Source organism: Zoogloea sp. (assembly GCF_041908905.1).
Taxonomy (GTDB): domain Bacteria; phylum Pseudomonadota; class Gammaproteobacteria; order Burkholderiales; family Rhodocyclaceae; genus Zoogloea.
Genome location: NZ_JAYREK010000025.1, coordinates 18,506 through 39,529, shown reverse-complemented (window position 1 = coordinate 39,529; position 21,024 = coordinate 18,506). Strand labels below are relative to the sequence as shown.

Here is a 21,024-nt window from a genome sequence, read left to right as displayed (position 1 = left end):
ACCCAAAAAACGGCGGTATACGGAAAACGTCGGTTTTTCGCACGACCTCCAATGCGATACATTTTGTTGACGGAAATTATTTTTTTGTATCATTATTAACCCCACAGCTCGAATGGGCTTGAAGGGCAAGACCCACACCAACGCAGCATCCGATACGAGGAGACAAAATCATGAGCGTCAGCAAGGAACGGTTCGCCGACAAGATGGAATTTCCGCCCGAAATCCAGCAGCCCAACGTCTATCCGCTGTCGTGGAACAGCAAGACCAAGAAGCTGCAGGAGGTCTGGCAGGCCGCCCTGCGCGAGAACTGGGACCCGGAGAAGCTGCCGTGGGACACCCTGGACGTGGACAGCTACACCTGGGAAGAACGCGAATCGATCGCCTACTGGTGGAGCCTGCTGTCGGTGTTCGACGCCTCGGCGCCCCCGGTGTTTGCCGAAGCGCTGATCAAGACCTATGAGGTCCACGAGGAAGACCCGGTCCGCAAGTGCTTCTTCTCGGTCACCCGCGACGAGCAGAACCACGAGATCATGTGCGGCCTGGCCATCACCAGGATGCTCGGCCACCCGGACCCGATCACCTACCAGCCCAAGACCGAGCTCGGCAAGCGCCTGCAGAAGAACGTGCAGTGGCTGTACTTCAATGGCTCGCGCTACTGGAACGGCTACAAGCAGGCCGTGCCCAAGTACGACCTGGCGGTGCTGTTCAGCTCCTTCCTGATGGGCGAGATCGCCGCCGCCACCATCTTCAAGCAGATGTTCGACAACTCCCGCGAGCCGGTCTTCAAGGAAGGCTTCAAGAACATCGGCCGCGACGAGGGACGCCACATGGCGATCTGCATGGCGGTGATGGAGCGCGACTACCCGGGCCTCAAGGAAGAGACCAAGTCCGTGGTCACCAAGCAGATCCGCGCCGGCTACCTGTTCCTGTCGGCGGTGCTGTTCGAGCCGCCGATGGAGTTCTGGGACCTCCCCGCCGACTTCATCGCCAACCAGCGCGAGGCCGAGGAAGTCGCCCGCGGCGCCGGCTTCGGCATTCCCACCTACGAGATGAAGCTGCAGAACTGGAAGAACGCCATGATCAACCTGAAGGGCGTGCTCGACCGCTACAACATCCCCTTCCCGGCGATCCCCGAAGTGGGCATCACCGGCCAGGAGATCAGCGACATCGAGATGGAAGACATCATTCCCGTCTTCTGATTGAAGCGTCAGGCGCCAGGAGGAAGGCGTGGGGAGAAACAGCGCCCCCTCCTCCCGCGCCTTACCCATCCCCCTCACCGAGAACAAACCATGTCCCGCATCATCATGCACCCCTCGGGCAAGTCGGTGGAATGCGCCTACGGCGACACCGTGCTGATGGCCCTCGAAAAGGCAGGCTACGCGCTGCCCAACAACTGCCGCGCCGGCGCCTGCGGCGAATGCAAGGTCAAGGTCACGGCGGGCCAGTTCGACCAGGGCATGGTGCTCGACATGGCCCTGTCCCAGGAGGAGCGCCGCCAGGGCTACGGCCTGATGTGCATGGCCAAGCCGATCTCCGACGAGCTGACCATCGAATGGGGCACCGAGGACGCCCGGCCCAAGCTCTTTCCGCCCCGGGAGGACGCGCTCTTCGTCGTCACCGACAAGCGCGCGGTGGCCGAGCGCGTGGTCGAGTTGCGCCTGCGCCCGGTCGGCCAGCCGATCCGCTACTGGTCGGGGCAGTACGTGACCCTCGGCAACCCGCGCGCCGACATCCCGCCCCGCGCCTACTCGATCTCCAACGCCCCGCGGCCCGACGGCGAACTCGTGCTGCAGGTGGCCCGCGCCGACGACGGCGTGACCAGCCAGTGGATCCACGACCGCCTTGCCATCGGCGAGAGCGTCAAGCTGTCGGGCGCCTACGGCACCTTCATCGGCGACCCGGGCGTCGACACGCCGGTGCTGTGCCTTGCCGCCGGCACGGGCCTGGCGCCCATCCTCGCGCTCACCGAGGCGGCGCTGCGCCGCGGCTTCCGCAAGCCGGTCACGCTGCTGTTCTCGGCGCGCACGGAGGCCGACGTCTACGCCCGGGGCCTGATGGCCTGGTGGCGCACCAAGCACCGGGCCTTCGACTACAGGATCACCCTCACCCGCGAGGAGGCCGAAGGCTGCCTCTCCGGCCGCGTCGATGCGGTGCTGCCGGGGCTGTTCCCCGACCTGTCGAAGCACACCATCTTTGCCGCCGGCAGCCCGGCCTTCGTGGACAGCTGCGTGGCCACCGTGAAGGCCCTGGGCGCGCGCCCCGAGCTGATCCACACCGAAGGCTTCTTTGCCCGGCAACAGCCCGAGATCCCCGACGCGGCCCACCTGCTGAACCTCTGAGCCCGCCGGAAAAGCGTCGTTTTCCTATCCAGAGCCGGGGGGAGTGGCATAAAATCGACGGTTTTACGCCTGCCCTCCGGCAACACCGTGCTCCCCGAAGCCCACAAACGTCTCGATGACTTCCGCCAGCAAGGCCGCGTCCAGGCGGGCTCGCTCATCATCTCGGTCTTCGGCGATGCGGTGCTCCCGCGGGGCAGCCGCATCTGGCTCGGCAGCCTGATCCGGCTGCTCGAACCCCTCGACCTCAACGAGCGGCTGGTGCGCACCTCGGTCTTCCGGCTCGCCAAGGAAGAATGGCTGCGCACCGAGCCCGTCGGCCGGCGCACCGACTACCTGCTCACCCCCTCCGGCCAGCGACGCTTCGAGGAAGCCTCGCGGCACATCTACGCCTCCAGCGCGCCCCTGTGGGACCGCCGCTGGCGCCTCATCGTCACCGTCGGCGAGCTCACCCACAAGGAACGCGAGGCCCTGCGCCGCGCCCTGTTCTGGCAGGGCTTCGGCACCCTGGGGGGCGACTGCTTCGTGCACCCCAGCGCCGACCTCAGCGCCGCCTTCGACGCGCTGCTGGCCGAGGGCCTGGCCGACCTGCTGGGCCGGCTCAAGCCGCTGCTGGCCGCCGATGCCCAGTTCGCCAACGCGGCGAGCGACGTGGACATGGTCAATGGCGCCTGGAACCTCGAGCACCTCGCCGGCATGTACGACGGCTTCGTCGCCTGCTACCAGCCGGTGCTGGACGCGCTGCGCTCCGAGGCCGGCGGCGAGGTGGACGACGAGACCGCCTTCCTGCTGCGCGTGCTGCTGATCCACGACTACCGGCGCCTGCTACTGCGCGACCCGGAACTCCCCGACGTGCTGCTCCCCACCGACTGGCCCGGGCAGAAGGCCCGCCTGCTCTGCAAGGAGCTCTACCGCCGCCTCCTCGCGCCCTCCGAGCGCCACCTGGACAGCCATCTCCAGCTCGCCACCGGCGAGATCCCCCCGGCCAGCAGCCTCATCCACGAACGCTTCCGCGAAGACGACCCCCTCGGCGACGGGCGGAGCTGACACCCTCCGGGCCCCACGGAGGCGCCGACGGACGCAACGCTTGCAGCCCGGCTGCGGTGACATCGCCGCAGCCGGCCGCCTGAACCGCCCCGCCGGCTCTGCCGGCCCGATCCTTCCCCCCACCCATCGGCCGCAGGGCCAGACCGCACCGGCCCGTGCCCCCGCACCCCTCCCGGAGCGGGCCGGCCGCCCTCCCCGCCGCATCCTCGCCACTTCCCCGCGCAGACGCACCCGACGGCAACAGCCTCCTCCCCGGCAACCGGATCCTCCTTTCCGCCGATTACCTTCGGTTATCGGCAGCGGCAATGTTTTGCATTGGACGCATGGAAACGTGAATTTTATTATCCGTAACTAATTCCTCTAAAAACAAACACCATCCAGACAAGGCCGAGGAGACACGCCGTGACCCGATCCCGTTTTCCAAACCCGCGAACCGCCGCATTCACCGCCGCCCTCGGGGCCCTGCTGCTGACCGTGGCACCACCCGCCGCGGCCCGTACGCCCCAGGGCGCCCCCGCAGCCCAGGCCGTCGCCCCCATGGAGAGCGTCGAGATCCGGCGCGACGGCTACGGCATGCCCCATGTCCATGCCAGCACCCCCTTCGGGCTGTTCTACGGCTACGGCTACGTGGTCGCCCAGGATCGCCTGTTCCAGATGGAAATGGCGCGGCGCAGCACCCAGGGCCGGGTGGCGGAAGTGCTCGGGCGCAAGTTCGTCGCCTTCGACAAGGGCATCCGCGCCAACTATTGGCCGCAATCCATCCACGACCAGATCGCCGCGCTGCCCAAGGCCGACCGGGACATCCTCGAAGGCTACGCCGCGGGCATGAACGCCTGGCTCGACCGGGTGCACGCCGAGCCGGGCAAGCTGATGCCCAAGCAGTTCATCGACCTCGGCTTCAAGCCCGAACCGTGGACGGCCTTCGACGTGGTGATGATCTTCGTCGGCACGATGGCCAACCGCTTCTCCGACTTCAACACCGAGATCGACAACCTCGGCCTCCTCACCGCCCTCAAGGACAAGCACGGCGCGGCGGGCGGCCAGGCGATCTTCGACGACCTCAAGTGGGTGGTCGACCCCGACGCGCCGACCACCGTGCCCGCCAGCGCCGGCCGCTACAGCGTGCCGGTGAGCGCCGAGGGCCGCGTCGCCTACACCCTGCCGGACTACCGCGACACGCCGCCGAGCCTCGCCCGCCTGGCCCGGAACGCCGACGGCGCGTTGCTCGATGGCCCCCAGAACGCCCACCAGGACGCGCTGCTGGCCCAACTCGAAGCCTTCGGGATGACCGGCCAGGCGGGGTTTCCCGCCGCCAGCAACATGTGGATCGTCGGAAAGAAGCGGGCCGCCGGCGCCAACGCAATCCTCCTCAACGGCCCCCAGTTCGGCTGGTTCGCGCCGGCCTACACCTTCGGTATCGGCCTCCACGGCGCCGGCTTCGACGTCGTCGGCAACACGCCCTTCGCCTACCCCTGCATCCTGTTCGGCCACAACGGCAGGATCGGCTGGGGCGCCACCGCGGGCTTCGGCGACGGGGTGGACATCTTCGCCGAAAAGCTCGACCCCGCCGATCCGACCCACTACTTCCACCAGGGCGAGTGGAAGCGGATGGAGCAGCGCAGCGAGACGATCGGCGTGAAGGACGCGCCCGCCGAGACCCTCGACGTGTACCGCACCGTGCATGGCCTGGTGGTCAAGCGCGACGAGGCGGCCGGCGTGGCCTACGCCAAGGCGCGCACCTGGAGCGGCCGCGAGCTGGACTCCCTGTTCGGCTGGGTGCGCCAGGCCCAGGCCACCGACTGGAAAGGCTGGCTGGGCCAGGCCGAGCGCAACGCGCTCACCATCAACTGGTACTACACGGACCGGCGCGGCAACATCGGCTACGTGCACACCGGCAAGTACCCCGAGCGCCGGGCCGGCCACGACCTGCGCCTGCCGGTGCCGGGCACCGGCGAGATGGACTGGAAGGGGCTGCTGCCCTTCCGCAGCAACCCGCAGGTCTACAACCCCGACACCGGCTATCTGGTGAACTGGAACAACTCGCCGATGAAGGGCTACCCCAACCCCGACATGCTGTGGCTGTCGTGGGGCGCGGCGGACCGCCTCAACGAACTCGAGAGGCGCCTCGCCGCCCACCCGCGCCTCGACGCCGACGCCATGTGGGCCCTGCTCAAGCCGACCAGCCTGGCCGACGTGAATGTGCGCTACTTCCTGCCGGCCCTCGAGAAAGCCGTCGCCGGCCTGCCCGACGACGACCGCCGCCGCCAGATGGTCGGGCTGCTGGCGGGCTGGGACGGCCTGCACGACGACGCCAACCGGGACGGCCGCTACGACAGCCCGGCCTCGGCGATCCTGCCGGCGTGGTTTGCGGCGATCCTGCGCGACACCGTCGCTGCCGACCTGCCGGTCGATTTCGCCAGGTTCTACCTCAGCGCCGGCTACCCCACCGCCGAAGCGCCCCCGGCCGGCTCGGTGAACGTCCAGCCGGGCGTCAAGGTGCTCTACCGCATCCTGCGTGCCGGGCAAGCCGGCGAGGCGATGCGCCACGACTTCCTGAAGGGGCGCACTTTCGGCGAGGCGGCGCTGAAGGCCCTCGCCGAGGCCGACACCGCCCTCACCCAGCGCTTCGGCCCCGACATGGCGGGCTGGCTGGCGCCGGTGGCGAAGAACAAGTTCTTCACCAGCAACTTCTTCGGCGTGCCCCAGGCCGGCGAGGCGGAAGTCCAGTTCTCCCACGTGGCGATGAACCGGGGCACCGAGAACAACCTGACGGTGCTGGGCAGGCGTGGCGTGCGGAGCTGGGACGTGGCGGCGCCCGGGCAGGACGGCTTCGTGGCGCCGGACGGCAGCACCGGCCCCCACTACCTGGACCAGATGGCGCTCTACGACCAGTACAGGAACAAGCCGGTGCTGGGCACGCGGAGCGAGATCGTGAAGGGCACGACGCGCATCGAACGACTGACCGTGGCGCCGCGCCAGGGGCGCTGAAGGCGGGCGGCCGGCTCGGCGGGCGCCGGCTGCAACCACGCCGCCGGGGTGCTGCTCCACCAAAGAGAACCGGCCTCCACGGGGAGGCCGGTCGCATATCGTCCTGCCGTGAACGCCGCAGCAGCGTGCGGGATACGCCGCTCGTGAGAGTGAAGGGCGATCCACCCGGACGGTGGCCTCCGCCGGCTCCGGCCGCGCGGTGTCGCGCCCGGACAGGCCGACGCGGGCCGCCGGCGGGCGTCGCGGCGGCCGTCTCCGGGCTCAGTCCCGCTTCTTCAGCGCCACCAGCGGCACCACGTCGGGCATGTGGATGCGCTTGCGATCGGGCTCGATGGCGGTGAGCGGATCGGTCTCGGTCATCGTGGCGAGGCAGCGCAGGGTAAGATCCTGGTAGGTGCGGGTGCCGTCGGTCTTCCAGCGGATCTCCTCGTCGGAGAGCTCGCGCACCACCTTGGCGGGCATCCCGGCGACCAGCACGCGCGGCGGGATCTCCATCCCGGCCTTCACGAAGGCCGCCGCCGCCACGATGGACGCCTCGCCCACCACCGCGTTGTCCATGATCACCGCGTTCATCCCGACCAGGGCGTTGCGGCCGATGCGGCAGCCGTGGAGCACCGCCCCGTGGCCGATGTGGCCGTCCTCCTCGATCACCGTGTCGGTGCCTGGGAAGCCGTGCATCACGCAGGTATCCTGCACGTTCACGCCGCGCTCGAGGATCAGGCGGCCGAAGTCCCCGCGCAGGCTCGCGCAGGGGCCCACGTAGCAGTCGGGGCCGACGATCACGTCGCCGATCAGCACGGCGCTGGGGTGCACATAGGCACTGGGGTCGACCACCGGAACGATGCCATCGATGGCATACACGCGCAGCTTGCTCATGAAAAGTGTCTCCTCGGGTTTTGATTTCTTATACTAAAATCAATTTACCATTGCGTAATCACTTCCGTCACCCCCTTTGAACACTCATTCAACCCAACAACCGGATTCCCAACCATGAGCGAAGAGCTGGAAGGAAAACACGGCGTCCAGTCCCTCGAGGTGGGCATGGGCATTCTCAAGGCGATGGTCTTCGGCCAGCGCTCGATGATGCTCAAGGACATCGCCGCCGCCGCCGACATGCCCCCGTCCAAGGCCCACCGCTATCTCGTCAGCCTGATCCGCAGCGGCTTGGTCGAACAGGACCCGCTCACCTCGCGCTACAACCTCGGGCCCTTCGCCCTCAACATCGGCCTGGTCGCCATCGACCGCCTCGACCGCATCCGCCTCGGGCTGGCGGCGATCTCCGAGCTGCGGGACGAGATCAACGAGACCACGGCGCTGGCGGTGTGGGGCGACAACGGCCCGGTCATCGTGCGCTGGGAGCGCCCGCGCCGGCCGATCACCGTCAACGTGGTCACCGGCACCACCCTCGGCGTGCTCAGCTCGGCCGCCGGCCGGGTGTTCGCCGCGTGGCTGCCCAACGCCACCCGCGCCATCGTCAGGCGCGAGGTGGAGCAGCGCAAGAACCTGCCCCCCGGCGTCACCACCATGGACGACGCCGAGGCCCTGCTGGCCGGCGTGCGCGAACGGGGCATCGCGGTGATCACCGGCGACGAATACCTCTTCCGCGGCGTCGAGGCCGCCGCCGCGCCGGTCTTCAACTTCAAGAACGACCTCACGATGGCGCTGGTGATCGTGGGCGTCGAAGGCGCCATCGACATGGGCCCCGACAGCGCCACCCTGGCCCGCCTGCGGGCCGCCGCCGACGCCCTCTCGCTGCGCCTCGGCTCCACCCGCGACGCCAACGCCCCCTCCTGAGGGGTCGCCACCCGATACGCCGCCGGCGCCTCCCCGGCGGGCGGCGTATCGCGCCCCCGCGCCTGTCCGGCCGCCCTCCCCGGCCCGGCATCCCCCGTGCTTCAGCGCCCTCCACGCCCTCCCCCGGGCGCCGGCCGAGGGTTCGCTAAAACCCGCAATTCGATACACAAGATTGTCTTGACTAGATTTTTTGTATCATTTCTAATTGCGGAATAAATTACAAAATACAGAACTCCCTCCGCCATGCCCCGGCGCTGCGGCGGGAGTTCTTCTGGGGCCGGCGCCGCCCGTCCCTCCCATCCGATCGCTCAATCGACAGGAGACACGATGAACCATCGCACCCCTTACGTCCGAACGGGAGCCGCGTGATGCTGGCCCAACTGCTGCAGTTCCTGTTCTCCGGCGTCACCGTCGGCGCCACCTACGCGCTGGCCGCGCTCGGCTTCACGCTGATCTACAACGCCAGCAACGTCATCAACTTCGCCCAGGGCGAGTTCATCATGCTCGGCGGCATGCTGGCGGTGATGTTCACCCAGGCCGGGCTGCCGCTGCCGGCGGCGCTGCTGCTGGCGGTGCTGGTGCCGGCGGTGGTCGGCGTGCTGATCGAGAAGCTCGCCATCGAGCCGGTCAAGGGCGCCGAGACGGTGACCCTGATCATCATCACCATCGGCGCCTCGCTGGTGATCCGCGGCCTGGTCCAGGTCTTCCTCGGCAAGGGCACCCACAGCCTGCCGGCCTTCTCCGGCGATGCGCCGATCGAGATCCTCGGCGCCACCCTGATGCCCCAGAGCCTGTGGGTGCTGGGTGTCACCGCGGTGGTCGTGGTGCTGCTGTGGTACTTCTTCAACCGCACCCTCACCGGCAAGGCGATGCTGGCCACCTCCTTCAACCGCACGGCGGCCGAGCTGGTGGGCATCAACACCAACGGCGTGCTGTTCATGAGCTTCGCGATGTCGGCGGCCCTGGGCGCCCTGGGGGGCATCCTGATCACCCCGATCACCCTCACCTCCTACGACGTGGGGATCATGCTCGGCCTGAAGGGCTTCGTCGCGGCGGTGCTCGGCGGGCTCGGCAACGGCCTCGGCGCGGTGGTGGGCGGCCTGCTGGTGGGCGTGCTCGAGGCGATGGGCGCCGGCTACCTGTCGTCGGCCTACAAGGACGCCATCCCCTTCGTGCTGATCCTCTTCATTCTCTTCTTCATGCCGCGCGGCCTGTTCGGCGCGAAGGTGACGGACCGGGTGTGACCATGCACAAGCGCGCTTATTTCGGCCTCTACATCGTCATCGCAGTGCTGGCCGTGCTGCCCTTCGTGCTGCCCAACAGCTTCTACGTCGACCTGGCGATCCGCATGGCGATCAACGCGGTCATCGTCCTCGGCCTCAACCTGCTGATCGGCTTCGCCGGCCAGATCAGCCTCGGCCACGCCGGCTTCCTCGGCATTGGCGCCTACGCCTCGGCGGTGCTGCCCACCCACTTCGGCTGGAACCCGGTGCTGGCGATGCTGGCTGGCGCCGTCGCCACCGGCGTGCTGGCGGCCGTGGTGGCCCGACCGATCTTCAAGCTGAAGGGCAACTACCTGGCGATGGCCACCCTCGGCCTCGGCATCATCATCAGCATCGCGGTGCGCAACGAGGCCCAATGGACGGGCGGCCCCGACGGCATGCCGGTACCGGCCTTCGGCCTGTTCGGCTTCGAGCTGACCAGCGACAAGCAGTGGTACTGGGTGGTCGCCGCGCTGCTCACGGTGAGCGTGTGGGCCTCCCTCAACCTCATCGACTCGCCCTTCGGCCGCGCCCTGCGCGCGCTGCACGGCTCCGAGGTCGCCTCGCGGGTGGTGGGCGTCGACGTGGTCCGCTACAAGGTCGCGATCTTCGTGATGTCGGCGGTGTTCGCCAGCCTGATGGGCAGCGTCACCGCCCACTACGTCGGCTTCGTGACCCCCAACCTGGCCGATTTCTTCCACTCCATCGAGCTCGTCACGATGGTCGTCATCGGCGGCATGGCCTCGGTGTATGGCTCGCTGATCGGCGCGGTGCTGCTCACCGCCCTGCCCCAGGCACTGGCCACCTTCGAGGGCTGGGAGACGGTCGCCTTCGGCGGCATCCTGATGGTGTGCATGATCTTCCTGCCCAAGGGCCTCGTCCCGACGCTGGCAGCCAAGTTTGGAAAGGCTGAATAACATGTCGCTGCTCGACGTCAGCAATCTCTCCATCCACTTCGGCGGCGTGAAGGCCGTGCAGGAAGTGAGCTTCTCCATCGACCCGGGCATCGTCTATTCGGTGATCGGCCCCAACGGCGCCGGCAAGACCACGCTGTTCAACCTCATCACCGGGGTTTACAAGCCCACCAGCGGCGAGATCCGCCTCGACGGCGAATCCATCGGCGGCAAGTCGCCCGACGAGCTGGCCCGCCGCGGCATGGCGCGTACCTTCCAGAACCTGCAGATCTGCATGAACATGAGCGCCATCGAGAACGTCATGGTGGGCGCCCACCTGCGCCTCGACCGCAACCTCATCAAGGCCGCGCTGCGCCTGCCCTCCCTCACCCGCCGCGACGCCGAGCTGCGCGCCGAGGCCGCCGAGCTGATGGACTTCGTCGGCCTCGACAAGTATGTCGAAGCCCGCGCCGACTCGATGCCCTACGGCGCCCTCAAGCGCCTCGAGATCGCCCGCGCGCTGGCCATGAAGCCCCGCGTGATCTTCCTCGACGAGCCGGCCGCCGGCCTCAACCCCAAGGAGACCATCGAGGTGGACCACCTCGTCCGCAAGGTAGCCGACTCGGGCATCACCGTCGTGCTCGTCGAGCACGACATGAAGATGGTGATGAACCTTTCCGACCGCATCCTGGTGCTCGACTACGGCAAGAAGCTCGCCGAGGGCACCGGCGAAGAGATCCGCCGCAACCCGGACGTGATCGCCGCCTACCTGGGCGCCCACGCCTGAGACCGAGGACAACAAGATGGAAGCACTCCGCATCATCAAGGACGAGCACCGCAACCTCTGGCGCGTGGCCACCACCGTCGAGCGCGTCATCGGCGACATGGAGGCCGCCGGCAAGGCCGACGCGGCCTTCCTCGGCTCGGTGTTCGACTACTTCGAGCAGTTCGTCGACAACTTCCACCACCCCAAGGAAGACGACTACCTGTTCCGCCTGCTGCGCCAGCGCAGCCCCGAGGCCGCCGCCGTGCTCGACCGCCTGCAGGCCGACCACCGCAACGCCCCGGGCAACCTCAAGGCCCTGCGCGACCTGCTCGCCGCGGGCGCCCCGGTGGCCCAGCTGGCGAAGGGCCTGCGCGCCTACATCAAGGCCGCCGAGGAGCACATCCGCGTCGAGGAAACCGAGGTCTTCCCCCTCGCCAGGGCAGCCCTCACCGCCGCCGACTGGCAGGAGATCGACGCCGCCTTCCTCGACAACGCCGACCCGGTGTTCGGGGCCCAGGCCCAGGCCGGCTTCCGCGAGCTATTCCACCGGGTCGCCAGCCTGGCGCCGGACTCCGTAGGCCTCGGCGCCCACAGCGCCGGCGCCCTGCCCAGCTCCACCGTCGGCGAGGTGCTGCTGAAGGTGGAGGGGCTGGAGAGCAGCTACGGCCGCATCAAGGCCCTCAAGGGCATCTCCCTCGAGGTGCGGCGCGGCGAGACGGTGGCCCTGGTGGGCGCCAACGGCGCCGGCAAGACCACCTTCCTGCGCAGCCTCTCCGGCGTGCAGCCGATGGGCGGGCGGATCACCTTCGACGGCGAGGACTTCTCCAGGCTCCGCGCCGACATGCGCATGCGCCGTGGCATCTGCCAGTCACCCGAAGGCCGCCAGGTGTTCGGCCCGCTGTCCATCGAGGACAACCTGCGCCTGGGCGCCTACACCCAGCCCAAGGGCCAGGTGGAAGGCGACCTCGAAAAAATCTACGCGATGTTCCCCATCCTCAAGGAGAAGCGCAAGCTCCCCGCCGGCACCCTCTCCGGCGGCCAGCAGCAGATGCTCGCCATCGGCCGCGCGCTGATGGGCCGCCCCAAGCTGCTGCTGCTCGACGAGCCGTCGATGGGCCTCGCCCCGCTGCTGGTGGAGGAAGTCTTCAACGTGGTCAAGGCCCTCAAGGCCCAGGGCATGTCGATCATCCTCGCCGAACAGAACGCCTTCTCCGCGCTGGCCATCGCCGACCGGGGCTATGTGCTCGAGACGGGCAGCATCACCCTCACCGGCACCGGCCGCGAGCTGATCGAGGACGAGCAGGTGCGGGCGGCGTATCTGGGCATGTGATGCGGGGCGCTGGCCGGATCGATGGTCAGGGCCCACCAGGCGCCCGCCTCGCCTTGGGCAGCGGAGGCTGTCGGGGGCGAGGCGCTATGGCGATTGACCGATGTCCGGCGCCGGAGGTGGCTCGGTCGAAACCCGCTCGAGCTGCGCAAGAAGCTCCTGGCGCTCGAGACGGGCCGCCTCGGCACCGGCAGGATTGCCCATCTCGGCTTCCACATCGCCGAGCCGGTCGAGACTGATGGAGAGATCGCGCAGCGTCTGGGGGGTATCGCCGAGGCTCGCCCGCAGTTGTCGACGGAGTTCCAGACTCTCCCGATAAGCCGCCGCGGCGGCCGGGAAATTACCCGCCTCGCGCTCGAAGTCGCCGAGCGTGTTTAGATTTATTGAGAGATAGCGCAGCACGTGGGGCAAATCACCCAGACTGGCCCGCAATTGTCTGTCGAGTTGGAGACTCTCCCGATAAGCCGCTGCGGCTGACGATAAATTACCCACATCACGCTCGACATTACCGAGTTTGTTGAGGCTGACGGAAACATCGCGTAGAACCTGGGGCGTATCACCCAGACTCGCTCGTAATTGCCTGCTAAGTTCCAGACTCTCACAGTAAGCCACCGTGGCTGACGGGAGATGGTGCGCCTGACGCTCGACGTCGCCGAGCCGGTCGAGACTGACGGAGAGATCGCGCAGCGTCTGGGGGGTATCGCCGAGGCTCGCCCGCAGTTGTCGACGGAGTTCCAGACTCTCCCGATAAGCCGCCGCGGCGGCCGGGAAATTACCCGCCTCGCGCTCGACATCGCCAAACATGTCGAGACTGATGGAGAGGTCGCGCAGCGCCTGGGGCGTGTCACCCAGGCTTACTCGCAGTTGCCTAATGAGCTCCAGACTCTCTCGATAAGCCGCCCTAGCCGCCGGGAGATTGCCCACCTCACGCTCGACATCGCCGAACTTGTGGAGACTGATGGAGAGATCGCGCAGCGCCTGGGGGATCTCGCCCAGGCTTGTCCGCAGTCGTCTGCAGAGTTCCAGGCTTTCACGATAAGCCTCTGTCGCTACTGAAAGGTTGCCCGCTTCGCACTGGACATCACCGAGCTTTTGAAGGCTAATCGAAAGATCTCGCAAAACCTGGGGCGTATCACCCTGCCTCATCCGCCGCAGCCTGTCGAGTTCCAGACATTCACGGTAGGCCGCGGTCGCGGCCAGAAGATTACCCGCATCGAGTTCAACATCGCCGAGCCTTTCAAGGCTCACGGAAAGATCGCGCAGCGTCTGGGGCGTATCGCCAACACTTGCGCGCAGCACCCGAAAACGTTCGACCACCTCTCGTGCCGACTCTAGCGCGGACAGTAGTGCCCCCTCCTGATGGAAACGCTCCGCCTTCAGCGAACTTTCCACCGCTTCTTCGCGAAAGGTCTTCACATCGATTGCCTCGGCCGGCACATAAATCCGATCATCATGAGGCAGCACCGCCACGAACTGCCTGATACTCCACAGATCAGGGGCCCAGGTGACCACGGCCGGGGCCATAGCCTCCGGCAACTGCAGGAAGAGTGGCCGGGGGCAACCCCTCTCGAGGGCGCTGCGACTGCGGTTGAGGGCAGCGAGGGTCTGCTGGCGTGCCGCCTCCCAGGCCTGATCGTCGGGCCCAGTGGTCAGATCGATCCACAGGGGCGCACGCCAGTCGTGAAAGCGGCGGTCCTCCCCCTCGGGGAAAGCCGCCTTGAGCACTACCTCCACCGCCGCCTCGGCGGCCTCGGGGCGGACCCGCTGCAAGAGGTGGCTGCGCAGGCGGGTGGCGTCCTCGATACGCTGCTGAAGGCGTCGGGACACCCGATGGTCGTCGCCAAAAACGAGGTAAAAGCCGAAACCCTGGTTCCAGTCCAGCAGCAGCTTGATCTCGCTCCAGATGCTCTCGAAATCAGCCTGGACGGGGCTTTCAGACATGTTGACGCACCAGCGGCGGCACCTGATACCAGGGGCTGCCGTTCTGGTAGTCGAGCACCAGGGAGTGATCGAAGAGGCGGATGATGGGCGGCAGATCGGCGGCCAGGTCCTTGATATGGCCGGACGGATTGTCACCGTTGTCCATGAAACGCTTGAGCCATTCCCGATCGGGGCCGGTGAGCCATTGCAGCGGCTGGGCGGCTTCGGCCAGGGCATGAATGACGCTCGGGGCGTCCACCGCCGTGATCGGCAAGGCCACCCTGCTCAAGGCTGCCTTGCGGGCCAGGGTGCGCAGCAGGTTGAAGAAACGCCGCACATTGCCCCCCGACATCCAGGCCAGATGGTTCATCACGGTCTCGTCGAGGATCTGCGGCCATTGCGGAAAGCGACGGTCAACAATCTCGCGCATCCTGCCGATGCCGTCCTCGTTGCGGCTACCGTCGCGCTGGATCACCTTGAAATTGGGCAGGGCCACTGCCTGCGAGAAGCCATTGCTGACCCCCGGCAACACCGCATGGAGATAAGGCGGCGCGGAGTACACCACGAACAGCGACGCGAACTGCAGGCGGGTGGGCTCGTTGAAGAACACCTCCTTCAGGCTGTTGAACAGCTTGGCCTCGTCGCCGGAGGGCGCGGAAATACGCTCCAGGGAGTCCACCACCAGCACGATCTTTTCGCGTCGAGTGTGGCGACGGATAGTGGCTGCGACCTCGTCCGCAAACTTTGCCGCCTCATCGAAGAATGCCGACGAGGACTGGGCAAAGCTGATCAGCTCCTTGCGAAAATCCGGGTTTTCCTGAAGCGTGGCCTCGACTTCGAGCGAGGCCCCCGAGTCGCCGAGGGGAGCGATGAGCTTGGGTTTGAGCTCCACCTTCGATTGGAAGAGGCGCTTCGTGCGCTGCCAGATGGAATCGTTCAGCTTGTCCTGGCCCAGTTCCTGCCGCACGGCGTCGGCCAGCCCGGCCAGTGCCGTCATTAACAACTCCGCCAGGCTCAGCTGGGGGTCGTTGAGGTTGAGGTAGGTGCTTGCATCGCAGTAATAGGCCGCGATGCCGTCCTGCCGCAACTCGGCGACCAGGCGATTGAGTTCGGTGGTCTTGCCCGCACCGCGCAGGCCGCTGAACAGATAACAGCCCCCCGTCCGCGGCTCCCACTGGATGTATTGCTTGAGGTTGGCAACGGGGTCGTGCTCGTCGTCGGGAGAACGATTTACATAAACGCCGCTGACGTCGGCACCCCCTTGGGCGCTCTCGGGCAGGGCATTGAAGAAATCCTTGAGCAGGTCGGCTGCGGACATGGCGGGTCACGGCAAGGTTGGTCAGAGCATGATTTTAGGGGCAAGAGGCCGATAGGCAAACAACTCGTAGCGGGCAGCCCGCCCGCAGAAGCTGCCACCCGCCTCCCCCCGTTCAAGTCTGCGGCCCGCGAACCGTTAGCACAGGGAACGAAATGTACCAAATCCAAGGAATGACATCGTGAGCGTATTCGGCAAGTGGTTTGGCGGCTCGGCGGCGACCGACGGCGACGAGGTTGCGATCAGCGCCCTGGAACTGGCCAACCTCAAGGGCCAGCTGGCCGCCATCGACAAGACCCAGGCGGTGATCGAGTTCGACCTCGACGGCAACATCCTGACCGCCAACCAGAACTTCCTGAAGGCGGTGGGCTACGAGCTGGGCGAGATCGTCGGCCGCCATCACTCGATCTTCATGCCGCCGGCCGACGTGGGTGGCGAAGCCTACCGCGACTTCTGGCGCAAGCTGGCGGGCGGCACGCCGCAGGCCGGGCAGTTCAAGCGCCTCGGCAAGCACGGCCGGGAGGTGTGGCTGCAGGCCGCCTACAACCCCATCATCGACACCGCCGGCACGCCCTTCAAGGTGGTCAAGTACGCCACCGACATCACCACCGACAAGCAGCGCACCGCCGACTTCGAGGGCCAGATGGCGGCCATCGGCAAGTCCCAGGCGATCATCGAGTTCGGGCTCGACGGCAAGGTGCTGACCGCCAACGACAACTTCCTGAAGGTGCTGGGTTACAGCCTGGCCGAGGTGGTCGGGCGCCATCATTCGATCTTCATCGCCCCGGCCGACGTGGCGAGCGCCGACTACCAGGTCTTCTGGGACAAGCTGGGGCGCGGCGAGTACGACACCGGGCGCTACCGGCGCATCGCCAGGGACGGCCGCGAGGTGTGGATCCAGGCCAGCTACAACCCCATCCTCGACCTGAACGGGCGCCCCTGCAAGATCGTCAAGTACGCCGCCGACATCACGCGTCAGGTCGAGGAGGAAGAAGCCCTGCGCCAGACCGTCGAGGAAACCCTGTCGGTGGTGAGCGCCGCCGTCGCCGGCGACCTGACCCGCCAGATCTCCCTTGCCGGCAAGTCGGGCATGCTCGAATCCCTCTCGGAAGGCGTCAATTCGCTGCTCGATTCGATGGTGCAGATCGTGCGCCAGATCAAGGCCTCGTCCAACGAGGTGCTGCTGGGCGCCCAGGAGATCGCCAAGGGGAACGCCGATCTGTCGGCGCGCACCGAGGAGCAGGCCAGCAGCCTCGAAGAGACCGCCAGCTCGATGGAGCAGCTCAACGCCACCGTGCGCCAGAACGCCGACAACGCGCGCCAGGCCAACGCGCTGGCCACCCGCTCCCACGAAGACGTGATGCGCGGCAGCACCGTGGTGCGGCAGGTGGTCGCCACGATGAACGAGATCCAGGAGCGCTCCAGCAAGATCAGCGACATCATCGGGGTGATCGACTCGATCGCCTTCCAGACCAACATCCTGGCCCTCAACGCGGCGGTCGAGGCCGCCCGGGCCGGCGAGCAGGGGCGCGGCTTCGCGGTGGTCGCCACCGAGGTGCGCAACCTCGCCCAGCGCTCGGCCCAGGCCGCCCAGGAGATCAAGGCCCTCATCGGCAGCTCGGTGCGCACCATCGAGGCCGGCGCCTCCCAGGTGAACGAGGCCGGCACCACGATGGAGACCCTGGTGGCCAGTTTCCAGGAGGTCTCCAGCCTGGTCAGCGAGATCTCCGGCGCCAGCCGCGAGCAGTCCCAGGGCATCGAGCAGATCACCACCGCCGTCGGCCAGATGGACGAGGTCACGCAGCAGAACGCGGCCCTCGTCGAAGAGGCCGCCGCCGCCGCGGAATCCCTCGAGGAACAGGCCAGCGCCCTGGTGCGGGTGGTGAGCCGGTTCCGGGTGGACGGGGGCACGCCGGTGGGCGTGGTCAGGCCGCACCTGGTGGCCGGCACCGCGCGCTGAGGCGTCGGCAGCGGGCACGCCGGGCGCCTGCCATCCGGTTTGACCCGGCCGTCTTCGTTCGTGGAGAATCCCCGCAGCCAGGGCGTTGCGGGCAGGGGGCCAGGCAAGCGGGGCGACGGGCGGCACAGCCGCCGCGCCCGGGGCTGGATCGGACGAATTTCACAGGGAGCACGAGATGGGTTTTGCTTACGTGGTCGGGCAGGTCAGCGTCAAAGACGCCGAAAAATGGGCGGAATACCAGCAGCGGGTTCCGGAGACCTTCGGCCCCTGGGGGTGCGAGCCGGTGCTGCGGGGCAAGCAGATCGCCGCCCTCTCCGGAAGCTGCCCCCACCCCGCGGTGGTGGTGCTGCGCTTTCCGGGCCCCGAGGCGCTCAAGGGATGGTTTGAGTCGCCCGCCTATCAGGCCCTGATCCCCCTGCGGGACGCCGCGGCCGACGTGGTGCTGACGGCCTACGAAGGCTGACGCTTCCCGGGCGGCGGCGTCCGTCGCGCGGCGACACTCCGCCCTGAAACACGAAACCGCCCGCCCCCAGCCCTCTCGTCGCCGGGCGGGTCGCACGCCCAGCCATCCGCGCCGTCACGCCACGCGATACACCCGCGCTTCGTAGGGCCGCAACAGCAGGCTGTCCCGCGGGGGATGGGGCTCGACCTTCAGGTTGGCGAGCAGCAGGGCATCATGGGCCAGCATCAGCCCCGCGTGGCAGTAGCGCGCGGGCCGGGCGCCGAGGTTGGCGATCACCACCAGCCGCCCCGGGCCCTCGCCGCGGCAGTAGGCGTAGATCTGCCGGTGGCTGCCCATCAGCGGGTGATAGCCCCCTTCGATGAGCACCCGCTCGGCCCGGCGCAGGGCGATCAGGCGGCGGTAATGGCTGAGCACCGAGTCCGGGTCGGCCTGCTGGGCTTCGACGTTGATGCGCGTATGGTTGGGGTTGGGCTTCAGCCACGGCCGGCCGGTGGTGAAGCCGGCGCCGGGGGCGGCGCTCCACTGCATCGGGGTGCGGGCGTTGTCGCGGGCGGTGATGGCGAGGTCGGCGAGCACGTCGGCCTCCTCCTCCCCGGTGGCGAGGCGCTCGTGCCAGCGGTTACGGGCCAGCACGTCGTCGAAGTCGGCGATGCCTTCGAACACCGTGTTGGTCATCCCGATCTCCTGCCCCTGGTAGATGAAGGGCGTGCCCTGCAGCAAAAAGTAAACGGTGGCCAGCGCCGTGGCGCTCTCGCGCCAGTGGTGTTCCACGTCGCCCCATAGCGACACCGCCCGCGGGATGTCGTGGTTCTCGATGAACAGCGCGTTCCAGCCGCGCCCGGCGAGGGCCTTCTGCCAGGCGCCGAAGACGCGCTTGAGGCCCGGCACGTCGAGCCCGCCGCGGGGGTTGCGCGACCACAGGGCGAGGTGCTCGAACTGGAAGATCATGTCGAGCCGCCCGCGCCCCTCGCCCACCCATTCCACGGCCTCCTCGGGGCCGACGCCGTTGGCCTCACCGACAGTCATCACGTCGTAGTGGCGGAAGGTGTGCTCGCACAACTCGTCCAGGTGGCCGAGCACGCCGTCCACGTTCATGTGCAGCGGGAAGCATGGCACCTGGGCCAGGCCCTTCGGGTTGGGCATGTCGGGCAGGCCGGGGGCCTTGCGGATGTGGCTCACCGCGTCGAGGCGGAAGCCGTCGATGCCCTTGTCGAGCCACCAGCGCACCATCTCGAAGAGCGCCGCGCGCATCGGCGCGCATTCCCAGTTTAGATCCGGCTGGCGACGGGAAAAAAGGTGCAGGAAGTATTGCCCGCTGGCCGCGTCGAGCTCCCAGGCCGGGCCGCCGAAGATGCTCTCCCAGTTGTTGGGCGGGCCGCCGTCCTTGCCATCCCTCCAGATGTACCAGTCACGCCGGGGGCCATCGGGGCCGGTGCGGGACTCGATGAACCAGGCGTGCTCGTCGCTGGTGTGGTTGAGCACCAGGTCGAGGATCACCCGCAGGCCGCGGCGGTGCGCCTCGGCGAGCAGGCGGTCGAAATCGGCCATGGCGCCGAACTCGGCCATGATCTCCCGGTAATCGCTCACGTCGTAGCCGTTGTCGTCGTTGGGCGAGCGGTAGATGGGGCAGATCCAGATCACGTCGACGCCCAGCCATTGCAGGTAGTCGAGCCGCGCCAGGATGCCCGGCAGGTCGCCGATCCCGTCGCCGTTGGAATCCATGAAGCTGCGCGGATAGATCTGGTAGGCCACCACCTCCTTCCACCAGGCGTGACGGAAGCGCTGGACAGAATCGGTCGAGGTGCTCATCATCTTTGCTGTTACCGTTGTCGTTTGACAACACCATACACCAAGCCGCAGCGCAGCCCGCAGGCCAGCGCCGCGCGGCTACCGATCATGCAGAGCACTGCGTCCGCAAACTTTCCGCGCCTGGTGGGCGACATCGGCGGGACCCACATCCGGTTCGCCGTGGTCGCCGCGCCGGGAGCGGCACCGGCGCGGATCCGCCGCCATGCCTGCGCCGACTTCCCCGGGCCCGAGGCGGCGATCCGCCACTACCTCGCCGCCGAGGGGCTGGCCCTTCCGCCGGTGGCCGCCTTCGGCATCGCGACCCCCCTCGACGGCGACGCCGTGCGCATGACCAACCACCCCTGGGCCTTCTCCATCGAGGCCCTGCGGCAGGCCCTGGGGCTGGAACGCCTCGTCTTCATCAACGACTTCACCGCGCTGGCGCTGGCCCTGCCGGGGCTGCGGGGCGACGACCTCGAGCCCATCGGCGGCGGCCTCGCCCAGGCCGGCCAGCCGATCGCGCTGCTCGGCCCCGGCACCGGCCTCGGCGTGTCGGGGCTGATCCCCTGCGGCGGCGGCTGGCAGCCCCTCGCCGGCGAAGGCGGCCATGTCACCCTCGCCGCCAGCACCGCCCGCGAGGCGGCGATCATCGCGGTGCTGGCCGCCCGCTTCGGCCATGTGTCCGCCGAGCGGGCCCTGTCGGGGCCGGGCCTCGCCGCCCTCCACGACGCGATCCGCCAGCTCGACGGCGCCCCGCCCGCGCCGCTCCCCAGCCACGCGGTCAGCGCCCGCGCGCTGGCCGGCGCCTGCCCCCACTGCGTCGAGGCGCTGGCGGTGTTCTGTGCGCTCCTTGGCACCGTGGCGGCCGACCTCGCCCTCACCCTGGGCGCCCGCGGCGGCGTTTATGTGGGCGGCGGCATCGTGCCGGCGCTGGGGGCGTTCTTTGCCCGCTCGGGTTTCCGGCAACGCTTCGAAGCCAAGGGACGTTTCTCGGGCTGGCTGGCGACGATTCCCACCCATGTCATCCGGGCACCCTATGCTGCCCTCAGCGGCGCCAGCGAAGCCCTCGATCGCGCCCCCCCGGCGCCGGCCGCGCATCCACCGAGGCCCCTCCCGTGACCCACGCCAAGCCAGACCACGACGCCACCCCCGCCGAAAGCGGCCG

The 21,024-nt window shown here is 68.1% G+C and carries 16 protein-coding genes and 1 pseudogene; 13 read left to right on the top strand and 4 right to left on the bottom strand.

All coding sequences use genetic code 11. The annotated features are described in order from the left end of the window. The first annotated feature begins 170 nt into the window (after positions 1 to 170). From ACE3OU_RS13345 to ACE3OU_RS13330, 4 genes are all read left to right on the top strand, one after another. Positions 171 to 1,199: a hypothetical protein gene (locus ACE3OU_RS13345; protein ID WP_374242042.1), complete on the top strand. Its 1,029-nt coding sequence runs from the start codon at positions 171 to 173 to the stop codon at positions 1,197 to 1,199. 90 nt (positions 1,200 to 1,289) lie between these two features. Then, the gene (locus ACE3OU_RS13340) at positions 1,290 to 2,339 is read left to right on the top strand and encodes a 2Fe-2S iron-sulfur cluster-binding protein (RefSeq protein WP_374242041.1); all 1,050 of its coding nucleotides are present in this window, start codon (positions 1,290 to 1,292) and stop codon (positions 2,337 to 2,339) included. 87 nt (positions 2,340 to 2,426) lie between these two features. Beyond that, on the top strand, positions 2,427 to 3,383 hold the full coding sequence (gene paaX / locus ACE3OU_RS13335) for a phenylacetic acid degradation operon negative regulatory protein PaaX (RefSeq protein ID WP_374242040.1): 957 nt from the start codon (positions 2,427 to 2,429) through the stop codon (positions 3,381 to 3,383). A gap of 402 nt (positions 3,384 to 3,785) precedes the next feature. Continuing rightward, a complete protein-coding gene (locus ACE3OU_RS13330; RefSeq protein WP_374242039.1) occupies positions 3,786 to 6,371 on the top strand; it encodes a penicillin acylase family protein in 2,586 nt (861 codons plus the stop codon). A 261-nt stretch (positions 6,372 to 6,632) separates the two neighbouring features. Here ACE3OU_RS13330 and paaY read toward each other — a convergent pair whose 3' ends face one another. Then, a complete protein-coding gene (gene paaY, locus ACE3OU_RS13325) occupies positions 6,633 to 7,247 on the bottom strand; it encodes a phenylacetic acid degradation protein PaaY (RefSeq protein WP_374242038.1) in 615 nt (204 codons plus the stop codon). Between the two features lie 114 nt (positions 7,248 to 7,361). Here paaY and ACE3OU_RS13320 point away from each other — a divergent pair, with 114 nt between their 5' ends. From ACE3OU_RS13320 to ACE3OU_RS13295, 6 genes and pseudogenes are all read left to right on the top strand, one after another. Further along, a complete protein-coding gene (locus tag ACE3OU_RS13320) occupies positions 7,362 to 8,165 on the top strand; it encodes an IclR family transcriptional regulator (RefSeq protein ID WP_374242037.1) in 804 nt (267 codons plus the stop codon). Between the two features lie 368 nt (positions 8,166 to 8,533). After that, complete coding sequence (locus ACE3OU_RS13315) at positions 8,534 to 9,409, top strand: branched-chain amino acid ABC transporter permease (RefSeq protein ID WP_374242036.1); 876 nt, start codon at positions 8,534 to 8,536, stop codon at positions 9,407 to 9,409. 2 nt (positions 9,410 to 9,411) lie between these two features. Next, positions 9,412 to 10,344 (top strand): branched-chain amino acid ABC transporter permease, encoded by a 933-nt coding sequence (locus ACE3OU_RS13310; protein WP_374242035.1) that lies wholly within the window; start codon positions 9,412 to 9,414, stop codon positions 10,342 to 10,344. 1 nt (position 10,345) lies between these two features. Then, on the top strand, positions 10,346 to 11,107 hold the full coding sequence (locus tag ACE3OU_RS13305; RefSeq protein WP_374242034.1) for an ABC transporter ATP-binding protein: 762 nt from the start codon (positions 10,346 to 10,348) through the stop codon (positions 11,105 to 11,107). Between the two features lie 16 nt (positions 11,108 to 11,123). Further along, positions 11,124 to 11,510: pseudogene (locus ACE3OU_RS13300) on the top strand (hemerythrin domain-containing protein); the annotation flags it as partial. 204 nt (positions 11,511 to 11,714) lie between these two features. After that, positions 11,715 to 12,416: an ABC transporter ATP-binding protein gene (locus tag ACE3OU_RS13295; RefSeq protein WP_374242058.1), complete on the top strand. Its 702-nt coding sequence runs from the start codon at positions 11,715 to 11,717 to the stop codon at positions 12,414 to 12,416. 84 nt (positions 12,417 to 12,500) lie between these two features. Here ACE3OU_RS13295 and ACE3OU_RS13290 read toward each other — a convergent pair whose 3' ends face one another. Then, a complete protein-coding gene (locus tag ACE3OU_RS13290; RefSeq protein ID WP_374242033.1) occupies positions 12,501 to 14,354 on the bottom strand; it encodes a tetratricopeptide repeat protein in 1,854 nt (617 codons plus the stop codon). Beyond that, on the bottom strand, positions 14,347 to 15,651 hold the full coding sequence (locus ACE3OU_RS13285) for a hypothetical protein (RefSeq protein ID WP_374242032.1): 1,305 nt from the start codon (positions 15,649 to 15,651) through the stop codon (positions 14,347 to 14,349). Before ACE3OU_RS13285 ends, ACE3OU_RS13290 begins: the two co-directional genes overlap by 8 nt. Before the next feature lie 178 nt (positions 15,652 to 15,829). Between ACE3OU_RS13285 and ACE3OU_RS13280 the strand changes: the two genes are divergently transcribed. Both ACE3OU_RS13280 and ACE3OU_RS13275 read left to right on the top strand, forming a co-directional pair. Beyond that, positions 15,830 to 17,608, top strand: coding sequence for a methyl-accepting chemotaxis protein (locus tag ACE3OU_RS13280; protein WP_374242031.1), 1,779 nt, complete (start codon positions 15,830 to 15,832; stop codon positions 17,606 to 17,608). Between the two features lie 175 nt (positions 17,609 to 17,783). Beyond that, positions 17,784 to 18,071 carry a DUF1330 domain-containing protein gene (locus ACE3OU_RS13275; protein WP_374242030.1) on the top strand — a complete coding sequence of 96 codons (288 nt, stop codon included), beginning with the start codon at positions 17,784 to 17,786 and terminating at the stop codon, positions 18,069 to 18,071. A gap of 114 nt (positions 18,072 to 18,185) precedes the next feature. Here ACE3OU_RS13275 and ACE3OU_RS13270 read toward each other — a convergent pair whose 3' ends face one another. Then, entirely contained in the window at positions 18,186 to 19,793 is a 1,608-nt protein-coding gene (locus ACE3OU_RS13270; protein ID WP_374242057.1) for an alpha-glucosidase, read from the bottom strand. 174 nt (positions 19,794 to 19,967) lie between these two features. Between ACE3OU_RS13270 and ACE3OU_RS13265 the strand changes: the two genes are divergently transcribed. Continuing rightward, the gene (locus ACE3OU_RS13265; RefSeq protein WP_374242029.1) at positions 19,968 to 20,978 is read left to right on the top strand and encodes a glucokinase; all 1,011 of its coding nucleotides are present in this window, start codon (positions 19,968 to 19,970) and stop codon (positions 20,976 to 20,978) included. Positions 20,979 to 21,024: the final 46 nt, after the last annotated feature.